Origin of the sequence: Paracoccus sediminis (genome assembly GCF_900188295.1) — a bacterium.
Lineage (GTDB): Bacteria > Pseudomonadota > Alphaproteobacteria > Rhodobacterales > Rhodobacteraceae > Paracoccus > Paracoccus sediminis.
Genome location: NZ_FZNM01000003.1, coordinates 48,496 through 73,194, shown reverse-complemented (window position 1 = coordinate 73,194; position 24,699 = coordinate 48,496). Strand labels below are relative to the sequence as shown.

Annotated in this window: 20 protein-coding genes; 9 read left to right on the top strand and 11 right to left on the bottom strand. The window is 66.5% G+C overall.

Annotated features, from left to right (window positions below; genetic code table 11):
- Window positions 1–97 precede the first annotated feature (97 nt).
- The 4 genes from CHB77_RS05775 (at window position 98) to purU (ending at window position 5,805) form a co-directional block, all read left to right on the top strand.
- Window positions 98–1,930 carry an ABC transporter ATP-binding protein gene (locus CHB77_RS05775; protein WP_176430309.1) on the top strand — a complete coding sequence of 611 codons (1,833 nt, stop codon included), beginning with the start codon at window positions 98–100 and terminating at the stop codon, window positions 1,928–1,930.
- Window positions 1,931–2,116: 186 nt separating this feature from the next.
- Window positions 2,117–3,472 (top strand): PRC-barrel domain-containing protein, encoded by a 1,356-nt coding sequence (locus tag CHB77_RS05770; protein WP_089387249.1) that lies wholly within the window; start codon window positions 2,117–2,119, stop codon window positions 3,470–3,472.
- A gap of 134 nt (window positions 3,473–3,606) precedes the next feature.
- Window positions 3,607–4,773, top strand: a complete 1,167-nt coding sequence (locus tag CHB77_RS05765; protein WP_089387248.1) for a M20 aminoacylase family protein — start codon at window positions 3,607–3,609, stop codon at window positions 4,771–4,773.
- 147 nt (window positions 4,774–4,920) lie between these two features.
- Entirely contained in the window at window positions 4,921–5,805 is an 885-nt protein-coding gene (purU, locus tag CHB77_RS05760; RefSeq protein WP_089387582.1) for a formyltetrahydrofolate deformylase, read from the top strand.
- 257 nt (window positions 5,806–6,062) lie between these two features.
- On the opposite strand, the gene CHB77_RS05755 is transcribed toward purU, so the two are convergent.
- From CHB77_RS05755 to CHB77_RS05740, 4 genes are read right to left on the bottom strand one after another with little or no spacing between them, the layout of a single operon-like run.
- Entirely contained in the window at window positions 6,063–7,142 is a 1,080-nt protein-coding gene (locus CHB77_RS05755) for a BMP family ABC transporter substrate-binding protein (RefSeq protein ID WP_089387247.1), read from the bottom strand.
- Between the two features lie 36 nt (window positions 7,143–7,178).
- Entirely contained in the window at window positions 7,179–8,069 is an 891-nt protein-coding gene (locus CHB77_RS05750; protein ID WP_089387246.1) for an ABC transporter permease, read from the bottom strand.
- On the bottom strand, window positions 8,066–9,142 hold the full coding sequence (locus tag CHB77_RS05745; protein ID WP_089387245.1) for an ABC transporter permease: 1,077 nt from the start codon (window positions 9,140–9,142) through the stop codon (window positions 8,066–8,068). The genes CHB77_RS05750 and CHB77_RS05745 overlap by 4 nt, the downstream gene beginning before the upstream one ends.
- Window positions 9,139–10,644, bottom strand: a complete 1,506-nt coding sequence (locus tag CHB77_RS05740; RefSeq protein WP_089387244.1) for an ABC transporter ATP-binding protein — start codon at window positions 10,642–10,644, stop codon at window positions 9,139–9,141. The genes CHB77_RS05745 and CHB77_RS05740 overlap by 4 nt, the downstream gene beginning before the upstream one ends.
- Window positions 10,645–10,753: 109 nt before the next feature.
- On the opposite strand from CHB77_RS05740, the gene dnaE reads away from it, so the two are divergent.
- Genes dnaE through ruvB form a run of 5 tightly spaced genes read left to right on the top strand, consistent with a single transcriptional unit; the run spans window position 10,754 to window position 17,429 of the window.
- Entirely contained in the window at window positions 10,754–14,239 is a 3,486-nt protein-coding gene (gene dnaE / locus CHB77_RS05735) for a DNA polymerase III subunit alpha (RefSeq protein WP_089387243.1), read from the top strand.
- Between the two features lie 58 nt (window positions 14,240–14,297).
- Window positions 14,298–14,795 (top strand): crossover junction endodeoxyribonuclease RuvC, encoded by a 498-nt coding sequence (gene ruvC / locus CHB77_RS05730; RefSeq protein WP_089387242.1) that lies wholly within the window; start codon window positions 14,298–14,300, stop codon window positions 14,793–14,795.
- Window positions 14,792–15,478, top strand: coding sequence for a Holliday junction branch migration protein RuvA (gene ruvA, locus CHB77_RS05725; RefSeq protein WP_089387241.1), 687 nt, complete (start codon window positions 14,792–14,794; stop codon window positions 15,476–15,478). Before ruvC ends, ruvA begins: the two co-directional genes overlap by 4 nt.
- Window positions 15,479–15,489: 11 nt before the next feature.
- Complete coding sequence (gene htpX / locus CHB77_RS05720; protein WP_089387240.1) at window positions 15,490–16,401, top strand: zinc metalloprotease HtpX; 912 nt, start codon at window positions 15,490–15,492, stop codon at window positions 16,399–16,401.
- Complete coding sequence (ruvB, locus tag CHB77_RS05715; protein WP_089387239.1) at window positions 16,398–17,429, top strand: Holliday junction branch migration DNA helicase RuvB; 1,032 nt, start codon at window positions 16,398–16,400, stop codon at window positions 17,427–17,429. Before htpX ends, ruvB begins: the two co-directional genes overlap by 4 nt.
- On the opposite strand, the gene folD is transcribed toward ruvB, so the two are convergent.
- The 7 genes from folD to tolB all read right to left on the bottom strand — a co-directional run bounded on the left by folD (window position 17,426) and on the right by tolB (window position 24,691).
- Entirely contained in the window at window positions 17,426–18,301 is an 876-nt protein-coding gene (gene folD / locus CHB77_RS05710) for a bifunctional methylenetetrahydrofolate dehydrogenase/methenyltetrahydrofolate cyclohydrolase FolD (protein WP_089387238.1), read from the bottom strand. The genes ruvB and folD overlap by 4 nt on opposite strands.
- A gap of 14 nt (window positions 18,302–18,315) precedes the next feature.
- On the bottom strand, window positions 18,316–18,615 hold the full coding sequence (locus tag CHB77_RS05705; RefSeq protein WP_242626543.1) for a chorismate mutase: 300 nt from the start codon (window positions 18,613–18,615) through the stop codon (window positions 18,316–18,318).
- A gap of 93 nt (window positions 18,616–18,708) precedes the next feature.
- A complete protein-coding gene (gene ftsH / locus CHB77_RS05700) occupies window positions 18,709–20,598 on the bottom strand; it encodes an ATP-dependent zinc metalloprotease FtsH (RefSeq protein ID WP_089387237.1) in 1,890 nt (629 codons plus the stop codon).
- A 59-nt stretch (window positions 20,599–20,657) separates the two neighbouring features.
- Window positions 20,658–21,959 (bottom strand): tRNA lysidine(34) synthetase TilS, encoded by a 1,302-nt coding sequence (gene tilS, locus CHB77_RS05695; protein WP_242626542.1) that lies wholly within the window; start codon window positions 21,957–21,959, stop codon window positions 20,658–20,660.
- On the bottom strand, window positions 21,901–22,815 hold the full coding sequence (locus CHB77_RS05690; protein WP_089387236.1) for a tol-pal system YbgF family protein: 915 nt from the start codon (window positions 22,813–22,815) through the stop codon (window positions 21,901–21,903). The genes tilS and CHB77_RS05690 overlap by 59 nt, the downstream gene beginning before the upstream one ends.
- Window positions 22,812–23,351 carry a peptidoglycan-associated lipoprotein Pal gene (pal, locus tag CHB77_RS05685; RefSeq protein ID WP_089387235.1) on the bottom strand — a complete coding sequence of 180 codons (540 nt, stop codon included), beginning with the start codon at window positions 23,349–23,351 and terminating at the stop codon, window positions 22,812–22,814. Before pal ends, CHB77_RS05690 begins: the two co-directional genes overlap by 4 nt.
- 23 nt (window positions 23,352–23,374) lie before the next feature.
- Window positions 23,375–24,691: a Tol-Pal system beta propeller repeat protein TolB gene (gene tolB / locus CHB77_RS05680; RefSeq protein ID WP_089387579.1), complete on the bottom strand. Its 1,317-nt coding sequence runs from the start codon at window positions 24,689–24,691 to the stop codon at window positions 23,375–23,377.
- Window positions 24,692–24,699: the final 8 nt, after the last annotated feature.

Genomic DNA, 24,699 nt, shown 5'->3' with positions numbered 1-24,699 from the left:
GCAAGACCTATCGCGTCACGTCACATCGGTTCTTTCGGCTTTGACATTCCCACAGCCGCCGCTAGCCTTGCCAGGACGCCACACCGGGGATCATGCGATGCTGGATGACAAGCCACTTGTTTCCATTGAAAAACTTCGGGTCGAATTCGAGACGGGCGATGGCGTCGTGGTGGGCGTCAAGGATGTCAGCTTTTCCATCGCTCCGGGCGAATGCGTCTGCGTGGTGGGGGAATCCGGGTCTGGCAAGTCGGTCAGCTCGCTGTCCTTGATGCGCTTGGTCGAATTCGGCGGCGGCACCATCGCGGGCGGGCGGCTGATGTTCGATCCGGGCGACGGGCAGGCCATCGACCTCGCCCAGCAGCCGGGTCCGGTGATGCGCGACATCCGCGGCAACCAGATCGGCATGATCTTCCAGGAACCGATGACGGCGCTGAACCCGGTCTTCACGGTGGGCGACCAGCTGACCGAAGGGCTGGTGGTCCATCGCGGCATGACCAAGGCCCAGGCCCGCGCCCGCGCGCTGGAAATCCTGCGCCAGGTCCGCATTCCCGAACCCGAGCGCCGCATGGACCAGTTTCCGCACGAGCTTTCGGGCGGGATGCGCCAGCGGGTCGTCATCGCCATCGCCATGGCCTGCGAACCCCGCCTGCTGATCTGCGACGAGCCTACCACCGCGCTGGACGTGACCATCCAGGCCGAAATTCTGGCCCTGATCGACCGGCTCAAGCGCGAAAAGCGGATCGCGGTCCTGTTCATCACGCACGACATGGCTGTGGTCGCGCAAATGGCCGACCGGGTGGTCGTGATGTATCGAGGCAACAAGGTCGAGGAGGGCCGGGTCGCCGAGGTTTTCGAAAATCCGCGCGAGGATTACACCAAGATGCTGCTGGCCGCCGTTCCCCGCCTGGGCGAGATGACGGGGAAGGCCGCGCCCGAACGGATGCGGCTGATGCGCGACGGGGCGGTGGGCGCCCCCGAACCGATCGTCGTCGCCGATCCCAGGCCCCTGCTGACCGTCCAGAACCTGACCACCCGCTTTGCGGTCAAGGGCGGTCTGCTGCGCCGGACCGTGGCCCGTGTCCACGCGGTCGAGGATGTCAGCTTTACCATCAACGCCGGCGAAACCCTGTCGCTGGTGGGCGAATCCGGCTGCGGCAAATCCACCTGCGGCCGGTCGATCCTGCGGCTGGTGGAACCGGAATCGGGCACGGTCGATCTGGGCGGCACCGATATCCTCGCCCTTTCGCCGGGCGATCTGCGCCGCGCGCGCCGCGACATGCAGATGATCTTTCAGGATCCCTTCGCCAGCCTGGACCCGCACATGAAGCTGTACGACCAGGTGGCCGAACCGCTGGAGAATTTCGGCATCGGCAGCCGGTCCGAACGCCGCGACCGCATCGCCGCGCTGTTCGACCGGGTGGAACTGCCCCGCAGCTTCATGCGCCGTTATCCGCACGAGATGTCGGGCGGCCAGCGTCAGCGCATCGCCATCGCCCGCGCCCTGGCCCTGAACCCCAAGCTTATCATCGCCGACGAGGCCGTGTCGGCCCTGGACGTGTCTGTCCAGGCCCAGGTTCTGAACCTGCTGATGGAATTGCAGGCGGATCTGGGAATTTCGATGCTGTTCATCAGCCATGACATGGCCGTGGTGGAACGCGTCAGCCACCATGTCGGCGTGATGTATCTGGGCCGGATCGTGGAAATGGGTACCCGCCAGCAGGTGTTCGAAAACCCGCAGCACAGCTATACGCGTCAACTGATGGCCGCCGTTCCCGTGGCCGACCCCCGGCAAAAGAAGATCAGCGAGGATCTGAACTTCACGCCGATCCCGTCGCCCATGCACCCCGTCGGCTATGAGTCGCCCCGGTCCGTCTATCGCGAGGTGGCGCCCGGCCATCGGGTTCTGGTCGATCCTCTGACGCACGGCTAATCCGGCATGAATCTTATGCCCCGACAGTCTGCCGACATGGAATTCCCTGCCAAGAAATCAAAAACTTATTAACATCTTAATAAAAGTTAGGGGAACGTCGCACGGAACGGCGGCTTTTTGCCAGTGTGATGCCGCACGAAATTTCTGGTCAGGCGGCAGGCCATTTCGGCAAGGAGACCATTCGCCATGACAACTCCCGCAACCCTCAAGACCCTTCTGGCAGGCACCGCCTTGACGGCTGCCTTTGCCATTCCCGCCTTTGCCCAGACACTGAATGTCGATCTGGCCGAACTGCAAGGCAAGAGCGCCGAGTGTCAGGCACTGGGACAGTTCATCGCCGATCAGAACGGATCGATTGCCGGTGTAGAGCCGATGCGCGTGGCCGAGGCGGTCAACAATGATGTGGCGGCCGAATGCGTCGAGATCCAGCAGTTGCTGATGACCGAAGCCGGAACCGCGCAAGATGCTGCCACGGACACCGCCGAAGCCGAGGCCGAGGTGACGACCGAAACGGTCCAGGCCGCGCAGGAGGCCATCATTGTCGGCGAAGCCCTGGTGCGTGTTCCCGAACCCAATGTCGATGTGCGTGTGCCCCAGCCGGAAGTGACGGTCAGAACGGCCGCTCCGCAGGTCAGCGTTCAGGACGGCGCGGCGCAGATCGAAGTGATGCAGGCGCAGCCGGAAATCGCGGTCGAGATTCCCACCATCAATGTCCGCGTCACCATGCCCGCCCCCAGCATCTATGTGTTGCAGGCGGATCCGCAGGTTTCGGTCGCGTCGGCCGATCCGCAGGTCGAGGTGGTTCAGGGCGAACCCGAGGTCACGGTGACACAGCCCGATCCCGAACTGGACATCGATCTGGGGGTGGCCGGGGGCGACCAGGTCGCTGACGGTCAGACGCAGCCGGTGCAGGACGGAACGGACCCGGCCCAAGCGCAGCAGGTCTCTGGCGATGTTCAACTGACCCAGGCGCAGCCCGTCGTCAGCTTCATCGCCCCGGACGAGCAGCCGCAGGTCGAGATCACCCGCGCCGATCCCGAAGTTTTATTCTCGGGCGCCGAGCCGAACGTGACGATCACCATGGCACAGGAACCGACGGTCGATATCCAGGTCGCGGGCGAGCCGCAAGTGACCATCGAGACCCCGGAGGAACGCGAACAGCGCCGGGCCGGCCAGCAGGCCGCAACCGATGCCCCGGCGGGGGATGGTACTGCGCAGGGCATGGCCGCCGCCGACATGGCTGGCGGGATGACCGTCGGCGATCTGATGGGCATGTCGGTCGTAACGGCCGATGGCCAGGATCTCGGCAATCCCGAGGCCGTGATCGACATGGACGGGCAGCAGTATCTTCTGCTCAGTTCGGGCGGGTTCATGGATATCGGCGACAAGGTCGTACCGGTGCCGATGGCCAATGTGTCCGTTTCGGACGAACGGCTGATGCTGAGCACGGTCACCGAACAGGATGTGGAACGCGCCCGCGACTTCGACTATGACGAAAACGCGGCTTTGCCGGATGACCAACCGGTCATGATGGCCAACTGAGGCCACCGACCGCCATGATATCGGCCCCGCCCTGATCGGCGGGGCCTTTTTTGCGGCGATTCTGCATGTCGTGCAAAAGAATCCCTTTCCTTGACGAGTCTGCAATCCTACTCTCTCCGCAAAGGAGACCCGACATGCCCGTCAAGAACCGATTTGCCGAACTTCTGCCCGAAATCACCGCCTGGCGGCGCGATTTCCACGAACATCCCGAACTTCTGTACGATGTCCACCGCACCGCGGGCCGCGTGGCCGAATTGCTGCGCGATTTCGGCTGCGACGAGGTGACGACGGGCGTGGGCCGGACCGGCGTGGTGGGTGTCATCAAGGGCAAGACCGACAGCAACGGCCGCGTGGTGGGCCTGCGCGCCGACATGGACGCGCTGCCGATCATCGAACAGACCGGGCTGGACTATGCCTCCAAGACGCCGGGCACGATGCACGCCTGCGGCCATGACGGCCATACCGCCATGCTGCTGGGGGCGGCCAAATACCTGGCCGAAACGCGCAACTTCGACGGCACCGCCGTGGTGATCTTCCAGCCCGCCGAGGAAGGCGGCGGCGGCGGCGACGCGATGGTCCAGGACGGGCTTGTCGATCGCTGGAACATCCAGGAATTCTATGGAATGCACAACATGCCCGGAATGCCGGTGGGCAGCTTTTCCATCAAGCCCGGCGCGATGATGGCGGCGGCCGACCAGTTCGACATCATCGTGACGGGCAAGGGCGGCCACGCGGCCAAGCCGCACGAATGCATCGACACCACCCTGACCGCCGCCCAGATCATCGTGGCGCTGCAATCGGTGGTGGCGCGCAACATCGATCCCCTGAAGAACGCCGTGATATCGGTCTGCGTCGTATCCACCGATTCGACCGCGCACAACGTGATCCCGCAGGTCGTGAAGCTGAAGGGCACCGCCCGCAGCCTGGACGCAGGCGTCCGCGACCAGTTGGAGGAAGGCATCACCCGCGTCGCGACCAACCTTGCCGCCGCGATGGGCGCGACTGCCCAGGTCGATTACCATCGCGGCTATCCGGTCACGGTGAACGACGACCAAGCGACGGTCTGGGCCGCCGATGTGGCGCGCGCCATCGCGGGCGACGTGAACCTGTCGATGCAGCCGATGATGGGCGGAGAGGATTTCAGCTACATGCTGAACGAAAGGCCCGGCGCCTATATCTTCGTGGGCAACGGCGACACGGCGATGGTCCACCACCCGGCCTACAACTTCAACGACGACGCCATCCCTGCCGGATCCAGCTGGTATGCTGGCATGGTCGAACAGCGGATGCCCGCCGCCTGAATGCCCCCCGCCTGAACGGTCGCCGCCTGAATGATCGATGCCGCCGGGGATGTCGCAATGCCCCCCGGCGGTGTCGGAAATGCGATTGTCATTCCGCGCCAATCGGCCGAAATGCTGTCACCCGGACAGTCAGGAAAGCGGAACATCATGAAAAGCTATACGCTGCGCGTCACCTGCGCCTCGACCCGCGGGATCGTGGCCGCGGTTTCCGGCTTTCTTGCGGGCCAGGACTGCAACATCACCGACAGCGCGCAGTTCGACGACACCGAAACGGGCCGCTTCTTCATGCGCGTCCGCTTTCGGTCCGAAGGCGCGGCCACCCTGGACCGGTTGCAGGACGGCATCGCCCCCATCGCCGAACGCTTCGGGATGGAGGCCGAGTTCAGCGACGATGCCGTCAAGAGGAAGGTCGTCATCATGGTCAGCCGGTTCGGGCATTGCCTGAACGACCTGCTGTACCGCTGGCGGATCGGCGCGCTGCCCATCGACATCGTGGCGGTGATTTCCAATCACATGGACTATCAGAAGGTCGTCGTGAACCACGATCTGCCCTATTACTGCATCAAGGTCACGCCCGAGAACAAGGCCCAGGCCGAGGCCGAACAGATGCGCATCGTCCGCGACACTGGCGCCGAACTGATCGTGCTGGCGCGTTACATGCAGGTGCTGTCGGACGAGATGTGCCAGGCCATGTCGGGCCGGATCATCAATATCCACCATTCCTTCCTGCCGTCGTTCAAGGGCGCGAATCCCTACAAGCAGGCCTATGAACGGGGGGTCAAGCTGATCGGCGCGACCAGCCATTACGTGACCGCCGATCTGGACGAAGGCCCGATCATCGAACAGGATACGGTGCGCGTGACCCATGCGCAATCGACCGGCGACTATGTGTCGCTGGGGCGCGATGTCGAAGCGCAGGTGCTGGCCCGCGCCATCCATGCCCACATCCACGGCCGGGTGTTCCTGAACGGCGACAAGACGGTGGTCTTTCCCCCATCGCCCGGCAGCTATGTCAGCGAACGGATGGGATAGGCTAAAGGGGGGGCTTTGCGCCCCCCGCCGCGCTGACGCGCGCCTCCCCCCGCAGGATATTTCGACCAAGGCAATACGATCACGCCCCGCTTCCACAAGGAAACGGGGCGCTTTGCCTTGGACGGTCATCGGCGTCCCCGCCTGTGCCGTAAGCTCACCATGACAGGCAAAGGTTAACAAACCGTTCCGCCTCTTTGCCTTGGGCCAAATATCCCGGGGGGAAATCCTGAAAGGATTTGGGGGCGGCGCCCCCTTCCTTACTGCGGGATTTCCGCCGTGATGCCTTCGACATAGAAGTTCATGCTGGAGAGATCCTCGTCCGAGGCGACCTCGCCCTCGGCCAGCCAGACCGATCCGTCGGCCTTGTTCAGCGGGCCGGTGAAGGGGTGGTATTCGCCCGCGCCGATCTTGTCGCGCAACGCCTCGGCCTCGGCCTTGACCTCGGCAGGAACGGCGTCGGTGATGTCGCCGATCACGACCTCGCCGTCGCCGATCCCGGCCCAGGTGGCCTCGGACGTCCAGGTGCCATCCAGAACCTGGCCTACGCGCTTGATATAATAAGGTGCCCAGTTGTCGATGATGGACGACACGCGCGGCGTGGGGGCAAAGGCCGCCATGTCGCTGGCCTGGCCGAAACCGATGGCGCCCGCTTCCTGCGCCTTGGCCAGGGGGGCGGTGGAATCGGTGTGTTGCAGGATCACGTCCACGCCCTCGGCCAGCAGGGCGGCCGCGGCGTCAGCCTCTTTCGCCGGGTCGAACCAGCTATAGGCCCAGACGACGCGCATTTCGACATCGGGGTTCACCTTGCGGGCATGGATGAAGGAACTGTTGATGCCCTGGATCACCTCGGGGATCGGGAAGGAACCGATATAGCCGATCTTGTTCGACTTGGTCATCCGGCCCGCGATGGTGCCGATCACGGCACGGCCTTCGTAGAAGCGGGCGTCATAGGTGGCGACGTTGTCGGCGCGCTTGTAGCCGGTCGCGTGTTCGAATTTGACATCGGGGAATTTGGCCGCGACGTTGATCGTGGGATCCATGAAGCCGAAGCTGGTGGTGAAGATCAGCTGGTTGCCCGCCAGCGCCAGCTGGGTGATCGCGCGTTCGGCATCGGCGCCTTCGGGGACGCTTTCGATGAAGGTGGTTTCGACGCGGTCGCCGAATTCCTCCTCGACCGCCAGGCGGCCCTGGTCGTGCTGATAGGTCCAGCCGCCGTCGCCCACCGGGCCGACATAGATGAAGCCCACCTTGAGGGGTCCATCCTGCGCCCAGCCCGGCATGGCAAGGCTGGTCGTCGTCAGGGCGGCGACGCTGGCGATAAGCTGTCTGCGGTTCATCTGCTTTCTCTCCTGTTGAACTCAAAGGCGCGTGCGTCAGCGCAGCGCATGGAAGGTCTGGCCCAGCGATCCGGGCGCGGCGCTGCCCGCCCGGCGGCTGAATTTCTGCCGGGCCGAGATGGCCACCAGCACAAGGATGGTCGCCAGATAAGGCGCCATCGACAGCAGTTGCACCGGCACCCGGACGCCCGCCGCCTGAAGGCGCAGTTGCAGCACCGTCACGCCGCCGAACAGCCAGGCCCCCGCCATGACCCCCGGCGCGGTCCAGTTCGAAAAGACCACGATGGCCAGCGCGATCCAGCCCGCGCCCGCCGTCATCCCTTCGGTCCATTGCAGGACCGTCGCGATGGATATGAATGCCCCGCCGATCCCCGCCATGGCGCCGCCGAACGCAATGGCCGCGATGCGAACCCGGCGCACGTCGTAACCCAGGGCATGGGCCGCATCGTGATTTTCGCCCATGCCCCGCAGGATCAGCCCGGCGCGGGATCGGTTCAGGAACCACCAGATCGCGGGCACCATCCCCAGTCCCAGCCAGACGATCCAGTTCAGGTCCAGCGGGCCGGATGCCATGGCGGGGGCCTTGACCCCTTCGACCGGCTTGCCGAACAGCGCGGCCATGCCCAGACCGAACAGCGTCAACGCCAGACCCGATGCGACCTGGTTCGACAGCAGGAACTGCGTCAGCACGGCAAAGGGCATGGCGATCAGCGCCCCGGCCAGGGCAGCGGCGGCAAAGCCCAGCCAGGGGTTGCCCGTGTGATAGGCGGCGGCGAATCCCGCCAGGGCGCCGGTAATCATCATCCCCTCGACCCCCAGGTTCAGGACGCCCGCGCGTTCGACGACCAGTTCGCCAAGGGCCGCGAACAGGATGGGGGTAGAGGCCGACAGGAGCAGCAGGAACAGGGCAATGGGGTCGATAATCATGCCGTGATCCTCCGGGCGATGCGGTAGCGGGTCAGCAGATCGAAGCCCAGCAGGAAGAACAGAAGCATTCCCTGGAACACCTGCACGGTCGCGGCGGGCAGGTTCATCGTCAACTGCGCCAGTTCGCCGCCGATATAGGTCAGGGCCAGCAGCAGCCCGGCCAGCAGGATGCCCACAGGGTGCAGGCGGCCCAGGAAGGCCACGATGATCGCGGTGAAGCCGTAACCCACGCCCACCTTGTCGGTGATCTGGCCGGCGGGGCCGGCGACCTCGAACAGCCCGGCCATTCCGGCCAGCGCGCCCGACAGGCCCAGACAGAAGGCGACCAGGGTTTCAGGCTTCACGCCGGCAAAGCGCGCGGCGCGCGGCGCGGCGCCCGCGGCGCGGATGTGAAAGCCGCGGATGTGGCGCGACATCAGGAACCATGTTGCCAGCACCGCAAGGACCGCCGCGACCACGCCCCAATGCGCGCCGGTGCCGGGGATCAGTTCGGGGTTCGCGGCGGCGGGATATTGTTGCAGGTTGCGCGAACCGGGAAAGCCGAAGCCTTCGGGGTTCTTCATCGGGCCGAATGCCATCCAGGCGGCGATGCGCTGCGCGACATAGACCAGCATCAGCGACACCAGGATCTCGGACGCGCCGAACCAGTTGCGCAGCAGGGCCGGGATCATGCCCCAGGCCCAGCCGCCCGCAGCACCCGCGATGACCATGGCCGGAAAGATCCACATCCCCGCCGCCGGATAGGCCGTCAGCGCCACGGCGGCGCCGGTGATGGCGCCGATGATGTACTGCCCCTCGGCCCCGATGTTCCAGATGCCCGCGCGGAAACCCACCGCCAGCCCGGATGCGATCAGGATCAGCGGCGCCGCCTTGACCAGCAGTTGCGGGCGGGAATAGCTGGCGGCCGGGCCGAACAGCGGATCCCAGAAGATCGTCTTGATGGCTGCCACGGGGTCATATCCCATGACGGCGAACAGCAGCCCGCCCGCCAGCATCGTGGCCAGCACCGCCAGGACGGGGGTGACGACCTGCAACAGGGCGGGGGTTTCGGTGCGGGGAACCAAGCGGATCATGGGTGCGCGACCTCCATCCCATGCGCGCCGCCCAGCATCAGGCCGATCCTGTCCAGGGTCAGGCCTTCGGTCGGGACGGGATCGGACAGGCGGCCTTCGTTCAGGGCGCAGAAGCGGTCTGAGAGTTCCAAGAGTTCGTCCAGATCCTGAGAGATGACAATGACGCCCGCTCCGGACCGCGCCAAATCCAGCAGCGACTGGCGCACGGCGGCGGCGGCGCCCGCATCGACACCCCAGGTCGGCTGGTTCACCGCCAGCACGCGGGGGGCCTGTATGACTTCGCGCCCGATGACGAATTTTTGCAGGTTGCCGCCAGACAGCGCCCTGGCGGCGGTGCCCGGTCCCGGCGTGCGCACATCGAAGGCGCGGATGACGCTTTCGGCAAAGGCGCGGGCGGCGGGGCGGTCGATCAGCCCCTTGCGGACCAGCCCCTTGCGCGCGCCTGCGGTCAGCAAGGCGTTCTCGGCCAGGCTGAAATCGGGAACGGCGGCATGGCCCAGCCGATCCTCGGGCGCGGCCAGCAGACCGGCGCGGCGCCGCGCCTCGGGGCCAAGGCGGGACAGGTCGGCGCCGCCCAGCAGGATCGTGCCGGGGGCGCTGCGGGCCTCGCCCGACAGCGCGGCCAGCAGTTCGTCCTGACCGTTGCCCGCGACGCCGCCGATGCCCAGAATCTCGCCCGCGCGGAGCGTCAGGGCCACCGACTTCAGCGCGGTGCCTTCGGCCGACGGCGCGGGCTGGGATAGGGCGCCCACCTGCAACAGAACCTCGCCCGCGCGGCGGCCGCTGCGGTCGATGGGCCGCATCGCGCCGCCGACCATCATCGCGGCAAGATCGCGGGCGGAATGGGCGCGCGGGTCGCAACTGTCCACGACGCGGCCGTGGCGCAGAATCGTGGCGCGGTCGCAATGGGTGCGGATTTCGTCCAGCTTGTGGCTGATGTACAGGATCGCCGTGCCCCGGTCCGCCAGCGTGCGCAGGGTCGCGAACAGCAGTTCCGCTTCCTGAGGGGTCAGGACGCTGGTGGGTTCGTCCATAATCAGCAGGCGCGGGTTCTGCAACAGGCAGCGGATGATCTCGACCCGCTGGCGTTCGCCGGCCGACAGGGTGACGATTCGGCGCGCGGGATTCAGCGGCAGGCCGAAGTCGCGGCTGACCTGTGCGATCCGGGCCGACAGTTCGCGCCGGGGCGGCGGGTTCTCCATCCCCAGGGCGATGTTTTCGGCGACCGTCAGCGCGTCGAACAGGCTGAAATGCTGGAACACCATCGCCACCCCCGCCGCCCTTGCGGCGCGGGGATCGGCAGGCTGGTGGGGCTGGCCGTTCAGCGTCATCTGACCGTCATCGGGACGGACAAGACCATAGATCATCTTGACCAGCGTGGATTTGCCCGCCCCGTTTTCGCCCAGCAAAGCATGAATTTCGCCCGGTGCGACCCAGAAGGACACATCGTCGTTGGCGCGGACGCCGGGATAGGATTTGCCGATCCCCTGTGCCCGGAACATTGCCGCGTCGGTCAAATTTTGTCCCCTTGGTCAAATCCTTATCTGCTTAGCGCGCATTCGGGTGGTTGGGCAATTGCGCTGTTTCGACAGATTGCGATAAAAACCCGGCATGCCCGCGCAACCCCCCCGATTCATCCACCTCCGCACGCATTCCGAGCATTCCCTGCTGGAAGGCGCGATCCCCGTGGGCAAACTGCCCGGCCTTGCGGCGGATGCCGGGATGCCCGCGGTCGCGCTGACGGACACCAACGCGATGTTCGCGGCCCTGGAATTCAGCGTCAAGGCAATGGACAAGGGGGTGCAGCCCATCGTCGGGTGCCAGATGACGGTGCAAGTCCCCGAAACCCTTGGCAGCGCCACAGGACCGGTGGTTCTGCTGGCGCAGGACGAGACGGGCTGGCTGAATCTGATGGCGCTGTCGTCGTGCCTGTATCTGCGCGACGGCGGCGCGTTGCCGCATGTCACGCTGGACGAGTTGTGCGCCCATGCCGAAGGAGTGATCTGCCTGACCGGGGGGGCCATCGGGCCGCTGGGCCTGCTGATCGCGCAGGGACAGCGCGCCAGGGCCGATGCCTTGGCCGACCGCCTGGCCGCCGCCTTTCCGACGCGCCTTTACGTCGAAGTGCAGCGCCATCCCGCCGAGAATGGCCGCCTGATGCCCGCCGAGGCCGCGTCCGAACCCGGCCTGATCGATCTGGCCTATGCCAGATCGCTGCCGTTGGTCGCCACCAACGATGTCTATTTCCCCAAGGCCGCGATGTTCGAGGCCCATGACGCGCTGATCTGCATCGCCGAGAAAGCCTATGTCGATCAATCCCAGCCCCGGCGGCGCCTGACCCCGCAGCATTACTTCAAGACAGCCGAGGAAATGGCCGTCCTGTTCGCCGACCTGCCCGAGGCGCTGGAAAACACCGTCGAGATCGCCCGCCGCTGCGCCTTCGCGGTCAAGAAGCGCGCGCCGATCCTGCCGCGCTTTGCCGATGACGAGGTGGACGAACTGCGCCGCCAGGCCCGCGCCGGACTGGATGCGCGGCTGGGCATCATCCCTCATGCCGTCACGGTCGAGGAATACAAGGCCCGGCTGGAATTCGAACTGGGCATCATCGAACAGATGGGCTTTCCCGGCTATTTCCTGATCGTGGCCGACTTCATCAAATGGGCCAAGGATCAGGACATCCCGGTGGGGCCGGGCCGGGGATCGGGGGCGGGCAGCCTTGTGGCCTATGCGCTGACCATCACCGATCTGGATCCGCTGCGCTATAACCTGCTGTTCGAACGGTTCTTGAACCCCGAACGCGTGTCCATGCCGGATTTCGACATCGACTTTTGCATGGACCGGCGCGAGGAGGTGATCCGCTATGTCCAGGACCGCTACGGCAAGGACAAGGTGGGCCAGATCATCACCTTCGGCGCGCTGCTGTCCAAGGCCGCCGTGCGCGACGTGGGCCGCGTCTTGCAGATGCCGTTCGGCCAGGTGGACCGCCTGTCCAAGATGATCCCGCTGGAGGGCGTCAAGCCCGTCAGCATCGCGCGTGCCCGCGCCGAGGAACCGCGCCTGCGCGACGCCGCCCGCGAGGAGGTCGTGAAACGCCTGCTGGATTATGCCGAACAGCTGGAGGGGTTGTATCGCAACGCATCCACCCATGCGGCGGGGGTTGTGATCGGCGATCGACCCCTGGACCGGCTGGTGCCGCTGTACCGCGATCCGGCATCCGACATGCCGGCCACGCAGTTCAACATGAAATGGGTCGAGGCGGCCGGGCTGGTCAAGTTCGACTTCCTGGGCCTCAAGACGCTGACGGTGATCCAGAACGCGGTCGATCTGATAAACGGACAGGGGCGACCGCTGCACGTCGCGGCCGACGGACGGGTGCTTTATAACCCGACGCCGGGAACGGAGAACCAGATCAACCTGATCCCGCTGGACGACAAGACGACCTATGACCTGTTCGCCAGTTCCAGGACGGTCGCGGTGTTTCAGGTCGAAAGCTCGGGCATGATGGACGCGCTGCGCCGGATGCGCCCCACATGCATCGAGGATATCGTGGCGCTTGTGGCCCTTTACCGTCCCGGCCCGATGGAGAACATCCCGACCTATTGCGAGGTCAAAAACGGGCTGCGCAAACTGGAATCCATCCACCCCTCCATCGATCATATCCTGGCCGAGACGCAGGGCATCATCGTCTATCAGGAACAGGTGATGCAGATCGCCCAGGTCATGGCCGGGTATTCGCTGGGCGGCGCCGACCTGCTGCGCCGCGCCATGGGCAAGAAGATCGCCAGCGAGATGGCCAAGGAACGCCCGAAGTTCGTCGATGGCGCGGTCGCCAACGGCGTGGACCCCAAGAAGGCGGGCGAGGTCTTCGACCTTCTGGAAAAGTTCGCCAACTACGGCTTCAACAAATCCCACGCGGCGGCCTATGCGGTGGTCAGCTATCAGACCGCCTGGCTCAAGGCGAACCACCCGGTCGAGTTCATGGCGGCGGTGATGAACTGCGACATCCACCTGACCGACAAGCTGGCCATCTACAAACGCGAATGCGACCGCATGGGCATCGTGATCGTGCCGCCCTGCGTGAACCGGTCGGCCCCCACCTTCAGCGTGCGCGAAGGCCGCATCCATTACGCCCTGGGCGCGCTGAAGGGGGTCGGCATCGAGGCGATGCGGCTGATCCACGGCGCGCGCGGCGACACTCCTTTTCGCGACCTGAACGACTTTGCCCGCCGCGTGGACATGAGGCGCGTCGGAAAGCGCCCGCTGGAAATGCTGGCCCGCGCCGGGGCCTTCGACGGTCTGGACGACAACCGCGCCCGCATCCTGAAAGGACTGGACGCGCTGTGCGCCTGGTCGGCGGCGGTGCAGGACCAGGCGGCCTCCAGCCAGACATCGCTGTTCGGCGGGGGCGAGGATCTGCCGCCGCCCCGCGCGCCCATCGCCCCCGTCTGGCTGCCCACCGAAAAGCTGGCCGAGGAACACCGGGCCGTGGGGTTCTATCTGTCCGGCCATCCGCTGGACGATTACCTGCCCGCCCTGAAACGCAAGAAGGTCCAGACCCTGACCGAGGTCTGTGCGGAAGCCGCGAACGGTCCCTTTGTCACCTTTATCGCCGGCACGGTCGCCGCGCGGATGGAGCGCAAGTCGGCCAAGGGAACGGCTTATGCCTTTGTCAGCCTGTCCGATCCCACCGGGATCTATGAAGTGACAGTGTTTTCGGATCTTCTGACCGCATTCCGCCCCTTGCTGGAACCGGGGCAGAATGTGGTCTTGCAGGTCAAGGTCGAACCGTCGGGCGACGATGTAAAGATGCTGGCGAATTCGGTCCAGAACATGGAGGCGTTCGTAGCCGATGCGGGCGCGGGCAGCCTGGCGGTGGACATGCAGGGCGCCGATACGATTCCGCGTCTGGCCGAAACCCTGTCGCGGATCCGCACCGAGATCACCGTCCCCGCCCGCTCGCGCGGCCCAGTCCTGTTGCGCATCCGCGAAGGCGACGAGGTGATCGAGATCGAGGTCGCCAGCGATGCCCCCCTGACCACCCCCGCACGCCAGGCACTGCGCGCCGTGCCGGGGGTGCTGGATGTGGTCGAGGAATAGGCCCCTAGGCAAATGTTCGCCTTTCGTGCTAATCCTTCACAAAACCGAAAGGGGCGTCATGCGGGTTCTGGGGATTGATCCTGGGCTGAGAAACATGGGTTGGGGCGTCATTGCCGTGGATGGATCGCGCCTGCGCCATGTGGCGAACGGGGTGATCCAGACGGCCGAGGGCGATCTGGGCGCCCGCCTGTCGCAACTGTATCGCGGGCTGTGCGCGGTGATCGCCGCCCATGCCCCCGATGCGGCGGCGGTCGAACAGACCTTCGTGAACAAGGACGCGGTCGGCACGCTGAAGCTGGGGCAGGCGCGGGGCATCGCCCTTCTGGCCCCGGCCGAGGCCGGGCTGACGATCGGCGAATACGCCCCCAATGCCGTCAAGAAGACCGTGGTGGGTGTCGGCCATGCGGGCAAGGAACAGGTCCAGCACATGGTCCGCGTGCAACTGCCGGGCGTGGTCTTCGACAGCGCCGATGCCGCCGACGCCCTGGCCATCGCCATCTGTCACGCCCGCCACCTGCAAGGCCGCAGCCTGCGCATCGTGGAACGGTCGGCATGATCGGCCGCATCGCCGGGATCATCCTGCACCGCGCCCGCGATCATGTGCTGATCGACGTGCGGGGCGTGGGCTATATCGTCCATGTCAGCGAAAGCACGGCGGCCGGCCTGCCGCCCGTGGGCCAGGCCGTCGCGCTGTATACCGACCTGATGGTGCGCGAGGATCTGCTGCAACTGTTCGGCTTTCCCACCATGCTGGACAAGGAATGGCACCGTCTGCTGACCGGCGTGCAGGGCGTGGGCGCCAAGGTGTCGCTGGCGATCCTGGGCACCCTGGGGGCCGAAGGGCTGGCCCGCGCAATCGCGCTGGGCGACTGGGCCTCGGTCCGGCGCGCGAACGGCGTGGGGCCGAAACTGGCGCAGCGGGTTGTGCTGGAACTCAAGGACAAGGCGCCGGCGATCATGGCGCTGGGCGCCACGCTGTCCGTGGACATGGGCGTCCCGGTGGTCGCCGCCGATGCGACCGTGATCGAATCCGACGTGGTTCCCTCTGGGGCGCGGGCACCCTCGGACGCGATGCTTGCCGCCCGCGCCACCGCCGACGCGCTGTCCGCCCTTGGCAATCTGGGCTATGCTGCCAGCGAAGCGGCGCAAGCCGTGGCTGAGGCGCAGGCGCGGGAACCGACCGCCCAAACCCCCGCGTTGATCCGGGCGGCGCTGCGCCTGCTGGCGCCGAAGGAATAAGGGGACGCCGGATGCACGGGAACGCGAAGGTTTTCATCCTGATGGCCTCCATGACCGCCATGGTCATGGTTCTGGGCTGGATGCTGGGCGGGCAGGGCGGCGCGGTGATGGCGCTGGTGCTGGCCGGCGGCATGAACGTCTTTTCCTGGTGGAACAGCGACAAGATGGTGCTGCGCCAGCAGGGCGCTGTGGAACTGTCGCCGCAACAGGGCGGCGACCTTTACGCGCTGACCGCCGAACTGGCGCGGCGGGCCGACCTGCCGATGCCCAAGCTGTATCTGCTGCCGACCCAGCAGCCCAACGCCTTTGCCACGGGCCGCAATCCCGAAAACTCCGCCGTGGCAGTGACGCAGGGATTGGTCGCCAGCCTGTCGCGGGACGAGATCGCGGGCGTGATCGCGCATGAGCTGGCCCATATCAAGCATCGCGACACGCTGACGATGACCGTGACGGCGACCATGGCCGGGGCCATCGCCATGATGGGCAACATGATGCTGTTCACCGGCGGGCGCGACGGCCGGGGCGGCGGTTTGGGGGCGATCCTGGCGATGATCTTTGCCCCCCTGGCCGCGATGATGGTGCAAATGGCCATCTCTCGCGCGCGGGAATTCGATGCGGATGCCACCGGCGCCGGGATCAGCGGCCAGCCGCAGGCCTTGGCCTCGGCGCTTGCGAAGATTTCGCAACTGGCGGGGCGCACCCTGAATGTTCCGGCGGAAAAGAACCCGGCGGCGGCGTCCATGTTCATTGTCAATCCGCTGAACGGACTGCGCATGGACCGCCTGTTCGCGACCCATCCCGCGACCGAGGATCGCATCGCCCGGCTGATGGCGATGAACGGCGGTCCTGCGCCCGTGGCCGAACGGTCCTCCCCGATCCCGCGCAGCGGCGGCCGCGACGACGGGCCGTGGGGCAACGGATGATCCGGCCCGACCCCACCCTGCGCCCCGAACCCATGGATGGCGAATCCGAGGATCGCGCCCTGCGCCCGCAGATGCTGTCCGAATTCGTGGGCCAGGCCGAAGCGCGGGCCAATCTGCGCGTCTTCATCGAAAGCGCCCGGATGCGCGGCAAGGCCATGGACCACACGCTGTTCTTCGGTCCGCCCGGCCTGGGCAAGACCACGCTGGCGCAGATCATGGCCCGCGAACTGGGCGTCAACTTCCGCATGACCTCGGGACCGGTGCTGGCGCGGGCGGGCGATCTGGCGGCGATCCTGACCAATCTCGAATCGCGGGACGTGCTGTTCATCGACGAAATCCACCGCATGAACCCGGCGGTCGAGGAAATCCTGTATCCCGCGATGGAGGATTTCGAACTGGACCTGGTGATTGGCGAAGGCCCCGCCGCGCGCACGGTGCGGATCGAATTGCAGCCCTTTACTCTGGTCGGCGCCACGACCCGGCTGGGTCTGCTGACCACGCCGCTGCGCGACCGCTTTGGCATCCCGACGCGGCTGGAATTCTATACGATGGCCGAACTGGATCTGATCGTGCAGCGCGGCGCCCGGCTGATGGGAATCGACGCCGATCCTGACGGCACGCGCGAAATCGCCCGCCGCGCCCGCGGCACCCCCCGGATCGCCGGGCGGCTGCTGCGCCGGGTGGTGGATTTCGCCCTGGTCGAGGGCGACGGACGCCTGACCCGCCAGATCGCCGACACGGCGCTGACGCGGCTGGGCGTGGACGACATGGGCCTGGATGGGGCCGATCGGCGTTACCTGATGCAGATGGCCGAGCATTACGGCGGAGGTCCGGTCGGCGTGGAAACCTTGTCCGCCGCCCTGTCCGAAAGCCGCGACGCGATCGAGGAAGTGATCGAACCCTTTCTGCTGCAACAGGGCCTGATTGCCCGCACCCCGCGCGGACGGCAGTTGACGACGGGTGCCTGGCGGCATCTGGGCCTGGCCGCGCCGACGGCCCCGTCGCAAGCCAATCTGTTCGACGGCTAGGGGGTCAGCCCTTCGGGGTCGGGCAGGCCATTCGCCCGCGCCGCGGCGGTCAGGGTGTTGGCCAGCAGGCAGGCGATGGTCATCGGCCCGACACCCCCCGGAACCGGAGTGATCGCGCCGGCGACCTGACGGGCGGCGTCGGAATCGACATCGCCGACCAGACGGTCATCGGTGCGGTTGATGCCCACGTCGATCACCGTCGCGCCCGGCTTGATCCAGTCGCCCTTGACGAATCGCGCGTGTCCCACCGCCGCGACCACGATATCGGCGCGCCGGCACAGGTCAGGCAGGTTGGCGGTCCGCGAATGTGCCACCGTCACGGTCGCGTTGTCGCGCAGCAGCAACTGGGCCATCGGCTTGCCGACGATGTTGCTGCGGCCGATCACAAGCGCGTTCCGGCCCGCAAGATCGCCCAATTGATCGCGCAGCAGCATCAGGCAACCCAGCGGCGTGCAGGGCACCATGGCCTTTTGCCCGGCAGCAAGGCGGCCCACATTCAGGACATGGAAACCATCCACATCCTTGGCGGGGTCAACCGCGTCGAGGATGGCGGATTGATCCATGTGACCGGGCAGCGGCAGTTGCACAAGGATGCCGTTCACCGCCGGATCGGCGTTCAGCCGGCCGATCAGCGTCAGCAGGTCGGCCTGCGGGGTTTCCGCGGGCAGGCGGTGTTCAAAGGAATTCATCCCGACCTCGCGCGTCATCCGGCCCTTGGACCGGACATAGACCTGGCTTGCCGGATCCTCGCCCACCAGCACGACGGCCAGGCCCGGCGTGATGCCCTTGGCACGCATTGCCGCCACCTCGGCCTTGACGCGGGCGCGAAGGTCGGCCGCGAAAGCCTTGCCGTCGATCAGGCGTGCGGTCATGGGCGAGGTTGCGGTCACGGGCGGTCTCCGTTCAGATAGCGGTCTTCCTGCGCAATGGCGGCTTCGACCAGTTGCCGCCAGATATCTTCGATCAGGGCGGGATCCAGCCCGCGCGAAGCGGCGTGACGGCCCGCATTTGCGACAACCTCCTCGACCCGATCATCGATTCGGGCAGGCAGGCCGATCCGTTCCTTGATCCGGGCCGCGCGGGCGATCAGCGCATGGCGTTGCGCCAGCAGGCCGATCAACCGTTCGTCCACGGCGTCTATGTGGGCGCGCAACGTCGCCATGTCCGAGATGTCGTCTATCTGCATCGGACCCTCCATCATGTGGGCGGGGGATGCACCGGACCGCACCGGGGCGCAAGACATAAAGAAACCCCGGCACGGGGGCCGGGGCTGCTGTTCTCATGCCGGGGCGGGATCGCCGCCGGGCGCCGTCTTGCCCGCCTTGGGAATCGCCGTGACCGCAGGGATCAGGCTGCCGGGCGTGTCATCGTCGCCGCCCAAAGGCTCTCCTCGCAGGATCTTGCCGATCTCCTCGCCAGTGAGGGTTTCGTATTCCAGCAGCCCTTGGGCCATCCGTTCGAATTCCACCTCTTTTTCGATCAGGATGCGGCGGGCTTCGCGATAGCCTTCCTCGATCAGGTCGCGGACCTCTTGCTCGATCAGCTCCTTGGTCGCGGCAGAGATCGAGAAGCCGCCGGTCGAACCGTTATAGCCCTCGTGCGCCTCGGCATAGTCGATGCTGCCGACCTTGTCGGACATGCCCCAGCGCATCACCATGGCGCGCGCAAGCTGGCTGGCCTGCTGGATGTCGCCGGCGGGGCCGTTCGACACGCCTTCCTCACCATATTTGATGATTTCGGCGGCCTTGCCGGCCATGGTCATGGCCAGTTTCTGCTTGGCCTCGTCCTTGTGGAAATTCAGGCGGTCCATTTCCGGCAGGCTGACCACCATGCCAAGCGCGCCGCCGCGCGGGATGATCGTCGCCTTGTAAACCGGGTCGCATTTGGGCAGCGACAGGCCAACCACCGCGTGACCCGCCTCGTGATAGGCGGTCTTTTCCTTTTGTTCGGGCGTCAGGACCATGCTGCGGCGTTCGACGCCCAGCATCACCTTGTCCTTGGCATTCTCGAAATCCTCCATGCTGACGAAACGGCGGCCGATGCGGGCCGCCATCAGCGCGGCCTCGTTCACCAGGTTCATCAGATCGGCACCCGAAAATCCGGGGGTGCCGCGCGCGATGATTCGCAGATCCACATCGGGACCGACCGGCACCTTGCGGGCATGGACGGACAGGATCTTTTCGCGCCCCTTGATGTCCGGATTCGGAACATGGATCTGGCGGTCGAACCGGCCAGGACGCAGCAACGCGGGATCCAGCACGTCGCGGCGGTTCGTGGCGGCCACGATGATGATGCCCTCGTTCGCCTCGAACCCGTCCATTTCCACCAAAAGCTGGTTCAGCGTCTGTTCGCGTTCGTCGTTGCCGCCGCCGATGCCGACGCCCCGCGCCCGGCCAACCGCGTCGATCTCGTCGATGAAGACGATGCAGGGGGCCGATTTCTTGGCCTGCTCGAACATGTCGCGGACGCGGGACGCACCAACCCCCACAAACATTTCCACGAAGTCCGAACCGGAAATGGTGAAGAACGGCACCCCGGCCTCGCCAGCGATGGCGCGCGCCAGCAGCGTCTTGCCCGTGCCCGGCGGGCCGACCAGCAACGCGCCTTTCGGGATCTTGCCGCCCAGGCGGCTGAACTTCTGCGGATTGCGCAGGAACTCGACGATCTCCTCAAGCTCCTCCTTGGCCTCGTCGATGCCCGCCACGTCGTCGAAGGTGACACGGCCATGCTTTTCGGTCAGCAGCTTGGCGCGCGACTTGCCAAAGCCCATCGCGCCCCCTTTGCCGCCGCCCTGCATCCGGTTCATGAAAAAGATCCAGACCCCGATCAGCAGGATGAACGGCAGCCACACCCCCAGCAGCGACATGAAGCCGGACTGCTGCTGGCGCGTCACCTTGACATCGACGTTCTTGGCGATCAGGCGGTCGGCGATGTCTTCGCCCTGCGGACGCACCGTCGAATACTGGTTGCCGTCGGCGCCGGTGATCGCCAGGACCTCTCCGTCGATCGTCACGGCGGAAATCTGGTCGTTCTCCACACGGTCGATGAATTCCGAATAGCTGATCTGCCGGCTGTTCATGGTCGTGGCGCCGTCGCTGAACAGATTGAACAGCGCCAGGATCATCAGGAACAGAACGACCCAGAAGGCGAGGTTTCGTGCGTTGCCCAAATAAGGGTCCTCCGGCGGAATATCGGTTTGTTCCGAAAATAAGGATTATCGGCAGGTATTCAATGCGCCATCACCAGCCTGTGGAAATCCCCGGAATCGCGCAGGGGACGAACGTCATAGGGGGCGGTCGCGCGGACCAGCGGCGCGGCGACCAGGCGGTCGCCTTGCCAGATGGCCGGGGTGGCGGCGGCCTCGTCGCGGCCCAGGCCCGACAGGCGCCACTTGACCCGCGCCACCTCGCTCATCCCCAGGGCGGCGACATGCTGGCCCGCTTTCAAGCCGCTGATCTTCCATCGATTGTCCCATGTGCCGCCGTGGCTGTCGGGCGCGCGCATGGCGGCGGCGGCTTCGCGAAACAGGCGGATCCGGTCGCCCGCGGGTTCGATCAGCGCGCCGTCCAGGGTGACGCGGTGCCCGGTCGCAAGGGCGTTGAGCGCGTGCAGCACCGTGTTGCGGCGCGGCGGATAATCGGCCCCGGTGATCCAGCGGCAGGCTGCGACAATCAGCCGCCTGCGAATTTCCGTCGGGGCGTCCTGATAGTCGCGGCGCGGCAGGGTGATGCTGCCGTTGCGGATCGTCACGTCGCGCGCGGCATGGGCGGCATAATGGGACAGGGCATCGCGGGCTTCCTGGATGTGGTTCGCGGCGCGGGCCAGGGCGGGGATGTCCATGTCCAAGGCGGTCATCGCCTTGCGGATGCGGATGCGGTCGAAATCGTCGTTCTCGTTGCTGGGATCGTCGGTCCATGCCGTTCCGCGCGCCTGCAACCAGTCGCGCAGTTCCTGCCGCCCGGCGCCCAGCATCGGGCGCAGCCAGCGGATCCCGAAACGGTCGCGCCATTCCGCCATCGAGGCCAGCCCGTCGATCCCCGACCCCCGTGCCAGGCGCATCAGCAGCGTTTCCGCCTGATCGTCGGCGGTATGGCCCAGAAGGACGGCGGGCAGCCCGTTGCGCTGCGCCCATCCGGCCAGCAGCCGCAGCCGCGCGTCGCGGGCATTGGCCATCAGGTTCCCGGTCTCGGTTTCCCGCTGCCACAGCAGGGTGACATGAGGCAGGCCAAGCGCACGGGCGGCGCGGCCCGCCTGGCGCGCCTCGGCGGCGCTGCCGGGGCGCAGGCCATGATCGACGGTGGCGACCATGATCGTCCGGCCCCGTGCCCAGTCCGCAACCATGTGCATCAGGGCCGTCGAATCGCCTCCGCCCGATACGGCGATGCCCAGCGCGGGCATGTCGGCGGCCAGTCGATCAAGGGCTGCATGAACGCGAAACGCTGGATCGGCGGCGGGCAGGGACATCGGCAGGCTATCGAAGATCGCCCGGATCGATGGCGGCTTCGGGATCGACGGCCCCGAAATCGACATCGTTCCCCGGCTGCGCGGCCCCCAAATCGTTGCTGGCACAGGCCAGGCGGCTGAGCCGTGTTTCCGCTTCGACGGCGAAGGGCGTGCCGGGAAAACGGGCGGGAATTTCCGCAAGATACAGGCAGGCGGCGGTGGGGTCGCCCTCGTCCGCGATGACGCGGGCGATGCCCAGAAGGCTTTCTGCAGCGCGCGGTCCGTTGGGGTCGGCGGAAAAACCTTCCAGCCAGGCGGCCGCGGCGCCCCTGGGATCCTCTGCGCTGTCCAGAGCCGCGCCGCGCAGGAACAGCGCCTCGGCCGTCAGGGCGCCGCCGGCATGAGCCTCGGCCACGGCGCCGAACATGTCCGCCGCGCGTCGGAAATCACCGCTGGCCATGACCTGCTGGGCGGCGGCGAAATCGGCCTGTTCCCCCGCGTTTGCGGGCTTGCCGTTGCCGCCTTGCTGCGGGGCCGCGGGACCAAGGTTCGGCACCGGATTGCCCGCGCGGCCCAGATCCTGCATGGTCAGCGTGGCCAGGTCGCAGGTTTCGTCCATCTCGCACAGGCGGAATTCGACATCGGCGATGCGGCGGCTGCCGTCGGAAACGATGCGGTCGATGCGATTTCCCAGCTGTTCGGTTCGATCGGTCAGCCGCGCCAGGCGGGTTTCCATCGTGTTCATCCGGTCGATGGCCGCATCCCCGCCCGCCGCCTGAAACCCCGCTGCGCCCGAGGCGACCAGTTCCTGGCGCAGGGTCTGCAACTGGCCGCGCACCGCGTCCAGTTCGGCCCGCAGGTCGGCCAGGGTCGGATCCTGCGCCATGACGGGCCAAGCCGTCGTCACGGCCAGGGCGGCTGCGGCGACGGCGCGGCGGATCACGATCCGGCCCCGACGATGTTGACCACCGTCACCGCACGGCGGTTCTGGGCATAGCACGCCTCGTCCGAACAGACCTCGCGCGGGCGTTCCTTGCCAAAGCTCAGCGTGCGGACCCGATCGGCCCCCACACCCTGCGCGATCAGGTATTCCTGCACGGCACCGGCGCGGCGCGCGCCCAGGGCAAGGTTGTATTCGCGCGTTCCGGTTTCTTCGGCATGGCCCTGGACGACGGCGCTGAAATTCGTGTGCGTGTTCAGCCACTGGGCCTGCCGGGCCAGGATCGATCGGGCCTCGGCCGTCAGCGCCGTCTGGTTGGCGGCAAACAGCACGGTATTGCCCACGGTATCGTTGAAATACTGCGCCGTCGCCTCGGCCCCCAAGGTGCCGCCGGCCAGATCGCCCTGGTACAAGGCCCCCCCGCCCGCGCTGGCGTATGGGTCCACCACCGCCGTTTGCGTGACCGGCGGCGCGGGCTGGGCGCAGGCGGCCAGGGTCAGAAGAAGGGCGGCGGCAACAGGTTTCGTCCAGACGGTCATCGGGTTGTCCTTTTGGCGCGGTATCAGGGCATCAACGGACCCCAAGAGGGATCCGAGGCGGCAAAGTCAAGGCTCAGCGGTCGCATGTTTCGCCCCGTGATGTCCACAGAATGCAGGCGCGGCTGGCCGTTCCCGCCCGGCGCCACCCGCGTGAACATCACCACGCGGCCATTGGGTGCCCATGTGGGGGACTCGTCAAGGAAAGATTCGGTCAGGTTCCGTTCAGCCGATCCGTCGATGCGCATGGTGGCGATATGGAAGCGTTCGCCCATCTGTTTGGTGAACGCGATCAGGTCGCCCTTGGGGGACCAGGCGGGCGATCCATAGCGGCCGTCGCCGAAGCTGATCCGGGTCGGCTCGCCCCCGCTCACGCCGACGACATACAGTTGGGGATTGCCCGAACGGTCGGATTCGAACACGATCCGCTGCCCATCGGGGCTGAAGCTGGGGGCGGTGTCGATGGCGGGCGACTGAACCAGCGGACGTTGGGCGCCGGATGCGGCGTCCATCAGCCAGATGTCGGTGTTGCCCCCCTGTTCGCGGGAATAGGCGATCCAGCGGCCATCCGGGCTGAAGCGGGGCGAAAAGGCCATGCTGCTGGCGTCCTGGGTCAGGGGCCGGGACGTGACCGTCGCCACCTCCATCACCCGGATCTGCGGGAATCCGCTGTCGAAGCTGGTATAGACCAGCCGCCGCCCGTCGCGCGAAAATTGCGGCGCCAGCACCAGTGACGAGCTGTCGGTCATCCACAGGATGTTCTGGCCGTCATAGTCCATGACGCCGATCCGCTTGATCCGCGCATCTTTGGGACCGGTTTCCTGCACAAAGGCCACGCGACTGTCGAAATAGGGCTGTTCGCCCGTCAGCCGTGCATAGACCTGATCGGCGATCTTGTGTGCGGCGCGGCGCCAATCGGCCGCGCGGGCGTCGAACTGCATCCCGTCGCCCTGCGCCTGTCCGGCATAGACATCGAACAGCCGGAACTTGACGCTGATCGCGTCGCCCGACTGCGTGACCTCGGCCGACACGAGCGCCTGCGCGCCGGCCGCCCGCCAGTCGTCATGCGCGATCGCCTCGCCAAAGCTGGCGGGCTGTGCGACGGGGGCATCGCGGGGAATTTCGCGAAACAGCCCGGTGCCCGTCAGGTCGGCCGCCACCACGTCGCGGATACGCCCCGCAACCTCGGCGTCGCCATGAAAGGCGGGAATGGCGATGGCCATGGGTTCGGTCACGCCGTCGGTGATCTCGATTCTCAGCGGGCCGTCCTGCGCCAGTACGGGCAGGGCGGGCAGGGCTGCCGCGAACACCAGGGACAGGGTCAAAGTCAGCTTGCGAAACATCATGTCCT